The organism is Enterococcus sp. LJL51 (assembly GCF_049894025.1).
Taxonomy (GTDB): domain Bacteria; phylum Bacillota; class Bacilli; order Lactobacillales; family Enterococcaceae; genus Enterococcus_L.
Window position 1 is genome coordinate 1 of sequence record NZ_JBNEQE010000034.1, and the last position, 4,148, is coordinate 4,148.

A 4,148-nucleotide genomic window follows, 5' to 3' on the forward strand; every position below is an offset into this window, starting at 1 on the left:
CAGAATGCAAGAAGAAGCTTTCAGATGAAAAAACAGGTTCGATTTATCGACAACGGAAAATCGATGTAGAACCAGTGTTTGGGCATCTAAAGGCTCATTTGGCGTTCCATCGTTTCCATTTACGTGGAAAACAAGGAGCGAAGATTGATGTTGGTTTGGCTCTCATGGCACTAAATCTAAGAAAATTAGGAAAATATATGGAGAGAAAGAGAAGAGAAAAAGAAAAAACAAGCCCGATTTTGACATTCATCATCAAAATCAGGCTTATTTTCTTTTTGAGAGTGGATTATGTCCCACTCCCTCTTAAAAAGATGTATTATTTACTCAATTATTTTAAGACCGCCCATATAAGGAATCAGAACCTCAGGTACAGTGACTGTTCCATCCTCATTCTGATAATTTTCAAGAATGGCAGCCACAGTTCGCCCAACCGCTAAACCAGAGCCGTTTAAGGTGTGTAGATAGTTGACTTTTTCTTCGTCGTCACGGTAACGAATCATTGCTCTGCGCGCCTGGAAATCTTCGCAGTTTGAGCATGAGCTGATTTCCCGGTAGACATCCTGAGCAGGAATCCAAACTTCCAAGTCATAGGTTTTGGCAGCAGAGAAGCCCATATCACCAGTAGATAGAGCCATAACACGATACGGCAGATTCAATTTCTGTAAAATCTCTTCAGCATTTGCAGTCATTTTTTCTAATTCTTCATAAGAGGTTTCAGGCTTGCTGAATTTAACCATCTCAACTTTGTTGAATTGATGCAGACGAATCAAGCCGCGAGTATCACGACCAGCGCTTCCCGCTTCAGAACGGAAAGAAGGACTTAGTGCGGTAAAGTAAATCGGTAATTCCTTTCCATCTAGAATCTCATTGTTATAGTAGTTTGTTAAAGGGACTTCAGCAGTTGGAATCAGTGTAAAGTCAGTTCCTTCCAGTTGAAAACCGTCTTCTTTAAATTTGGGGAACTGACCTGTTCCAAACATAGAGTTACTGTTAACGATATATGGCGGAATAACTTCTGTGTAGCCATGATCATAGACATGCAAATCCAGCATGAAGTTATACAAAGCCCGTTCTAAACGTGCACCCAGTCCTTTATAGTAAACAAATCGGCTGCCAGTGACCTTTGCTCCCCGTTCAAAATCAAGAATTCCCAAGCGTTCGGCTACTTCCCAATGAGGCTTCGGTTCAAAATCGAAGCTGCGTGGTGTACTCCATTTTCGGATTTCAACATTCTCGTCTTCGCCTTCACCGATTGGAACAGAAGCATGGGGCAGGTTAGGTAAGGTAGAAGTAATAGCGTTCAGCTTTTCATCTATAGCAGCAATTTCTGTATCTAAGGCTTTGATTTTTCCGCCTACTTCTTTCATTTCACTGATTTTAGCAGCAGCGTCCTCTTTGTTTCTTTTCAAAAGAGCAATTTCTGCTGAAACATCATTTCGATATTTCTTTAACTCCTCGGTTTTTACCAAAAGCGCTCTGCGGCTTTCATCTAAACGCAAAAACTCAGTTAAAACCTCTTCCTTAACCCCGCGGGTTTTCAATTTTTGCTGTACTTCTGCAAAATTTTGACGAATCATTTTTACATCTAACATATAGTTCCCTCCAGTATTTAAGTAAATAGTAAACCAAAACAACTTCTAGCTGCCGCTGCTGCCAAACAAGTGCTTTCTGAAATCACATGCCAACAAAAAAAAGCCACTCCGTCCACAAAAAATATCTTGGGACGAAATGACTGAAATCTCGCGTTGCCACCCAAGTTCAGCCAGATGGCTGCACTTGATTAACAGATAACGGCTGCTGCCGGTCTGATTTATTTCACCAGACACATAAGTTAGAGACGGATTCTTTATAGATGAATACCTGCTTCCACCACTACAGGCTCTCTGAAATTCAGTGCTATAAATACTATTTCTCAACGTTTGCAATTAGCATACAAAATTTTATGCAAGATGTCAATGGTGGTCAGAAACTCGTTGATTAACAGGAGCTGCATTTCTTTGAATAGGCAGATGGATAATAAAGGAAGTCCAATCCGTATCTGACTTAGCATAGATGTATCCCCCGTGTAAGGCAACGATACTTTGAGCGATAGCCAATCCTAAACCAGTCCCACCTGTTTCTTGAGAGCGTGATTCCTCTACTCTGTAAAAACGGTCAAAAAGCTGATCTAACGATTTTTGCGGAATTTGAGAACCGTCGTTACGGACAGCCACAACCACCTCGGTTCCGACTTTTGTTGCTTCTATTAAAATGTGTTTGCCGCCTTTTCCATATTTCAAGGCATTAGATAGGAGGTTGTTGAATACCCTGACTAGTTTTTCTGTGTCGCCTTCCATAGGAATAGCTTCTGGAATAGCTTTAACAGAGATGTCCATGCCCCGTTTGTTTGCTTCCAGTTCGAAATCGACAGATAGCTGTTCCAAAAGCTGAGCCATATCGAAGGTGATGGCATTTAGAGGAACAGCAGGCTGTCTCACCTTAGTGTATTCAAATAAGTCATCTACTAAAAGCTTCATTTGCTTCGCTTTTACATAAGCAGTATGAGTATACTTGAGAATCTCTTCTTGGGAATGAAATTGACGATCCTCGATCAATCCCAAGTAGCCAATGATGGATGTCAAAGGTGTCCGTATGTCATGACTGACATTTGTGATTAATTCATCTTTAGAGTTTTCAATCCGCCGTTCATCCTCAATAGCAGCTACCGTACTATCAACTAGTCCGTTGATGCTGGAAATGACTTTCGCCAAATCACCACTTAATTCAAAGGGGATTCTATGATCATAATTTCCGTCCGCTATATAATGAAGCTCACTGATAATATGACGCAGCTGCATCTGACGATAGCGGCGAATTAACCGCCAGTATAAAACAGACCCGTCAATAATTAGAAAAATTGGAATAACAAATTTACTCCAGCTCCAAAAAACATCTGTATCCAGATAATCAGCTAGAACACCTTTTGTTCCGAATATCACATTTCTTAAAGTTGGGGAAGTCTGGATAAACTGATAAAGCAAAACAATTATCGCCACATTTAATAGTAGTAAAAGAATAACTGTTAAAATTCCTTCGGCCAGCAGCTCACTTACTTCTTTAGATGTTAAGCCGATCCGTTTCTGTTTTTCCACCTTCCGCTGATTGTTAACGGGCATCAATTTTGTACCCCACACCCCAAACTGTCTGAATCACTTTTTCTCCACCAGTTGCTTCTTCTATCTTATCGCGCAAATGGCTGACATGAACCATAACCGTTTTGGCGGAGACAACACTTTCCTGCTGCCAAACACGCTCAAAAATTTCGTCGGCATTAAATACTCGGTTTGGATGGCTGGCTAATAAATAGAGGATACCGAACTCCAGCGCAGTTAATTGTATTTCTTTGTCGTCAATTGTTTTAACCTCATGAGAATCTTTATTAATAATCAGTGAGCCAATTTCCAATACGTCAGGTTCGTTAAGCTTCACCTGCATCTGACTGCGCCGCAAAATTGATTTAACTCGTGCCATCACTTCTAATGGATTAAACGGTTTTGTAACATAATCATCCGCACCGGCAACTAAACCTTTAATTTTATCCATATCTGTTGTTTTTGCAGTCAGCATAATAATTGGTACTTGAGACTCCTTACGCAATTCTTTTACAACCTGCATGCCGTCCATAACGGGCATCATAATATCCAGCACCAGTAAATCAATATCAGGAATTGTTCTTATCTTAGATAAGGCTTCCTTTCCATCATATGCCTTGACTACCTCATATCCTTCGTTGTGAATGTAGATGCTTAGAAGCTCTACAATCTCCTTGTCGTCATCTGCTACTAAAATCTTCATATAGTTATACTCCTCCAAATCATTAATATCATCACTCATATTCTATCAAAAAAAAGCAGAAAGGGATAAAAACTCGTATATATTACAGAAATTTTAATTACATTACCAAAAATTAAGAAACACTAAATAGAAAACGGTGGCAAAGCGAACGATTAACAAGGTAATAGCAGTGAATGGTCGGTAATGAAAAAAAGTTGAAAAAAATGCAATATTTTGATTGACCTAAGCGTTGAAACTTGATATATTATTACATGTCGCAAGACGAGACAATGACTTTCAGACAGCTGGATAGAATAACATCCAGAGAGAAGAAA

The 4,148-nt window shown here is 39.8% G+C and carries 4 protein-coding genes and 1 other annotated feature; of the genes, 1 reads left to right on the forward strand and 3 read right to left on the reverse strand.

What is annotated here, in order from left to right:
- Positions 1–437: transposase (locus tag ACPWSO_RS17865; protein ID WP_426084930.1), on the forward strand; the 437-nt coding region annotated here is incomplete at its 5' end.
- Here ACPWSO_RS17865 and serS read toward each other — a convergent pair.
- The 3 genes from serS to ACPWSO_RS17880 form a co-directional block, all read right to left on the reverse strand.
- Complete coding sequence (serS, locus tag ACPWSO_RS17870) at positions 321–1,592, reverse strand: serine--tRNA ligase (RefSeq protein ID WP_426084931.1); 1,272 nt, start codon at positions 1,590–1,592, stop codon at positions 321–323. The genes ACPWSO_RS17865 and serS overlap by 117 nt on opposite strands.
- A 124-nt stretch (positions 1,593–1,716) precedes the next feature.
- Positions 1,717–1,923 (reverse strand) — a binding site (T-box leader).
- 29 nt (positions 1,924–1,952) lie between these two features.
- Entirely contained in the window at positions 1,953–3,155 is a 1,203-nt protein-coding gene (locus ACPWSO_RS17875) for a sensor histidine kinase (protein WP_426084932.1), read from the reverse strand.
- A complete protein-coding gene (locus tag ACPWSO_RS17880) occupies positions 3,145–3,834 on the reverse strand; it encodes a response regulator (RefSeq protein ID WP_426084933.1) in 690 nt (229 codons plus the stop codon). Before ACPWSO_RS17880 ends, ACPWSO_RS17875 begins: the two co-directional genes overlap by 11 nt.
- Positions 3,835–4,148: the final 314 nt, after the last annotated feature.

What these genes read in the sequence shown, in the direction of transcription:
- serS (WP_426084931.1), bottom strand. Translation starts at nt 1,592, where the DNA reads ATGTTAGATGTAAAAATGATTCGTCAAAATTTTGCAGAAGTACAGCAA.
- ACPWSO_RS17875 (WP_426084932.1), bottom strand. Translation starts at nt 3,155, where the DNA reads ATGCCCGTTAACAATCAGCGGAAGGTGGAAAAACAGAAACGGATCGGC.
- ACPWSO_RS17880 (WP_426084933.1), bottom strand. Translation starts at nt 3,834, where the DNA reads ATGAAGATTTTAGTAGCAGATGACGACAAGGAGATTGTAGAGCTTCTA.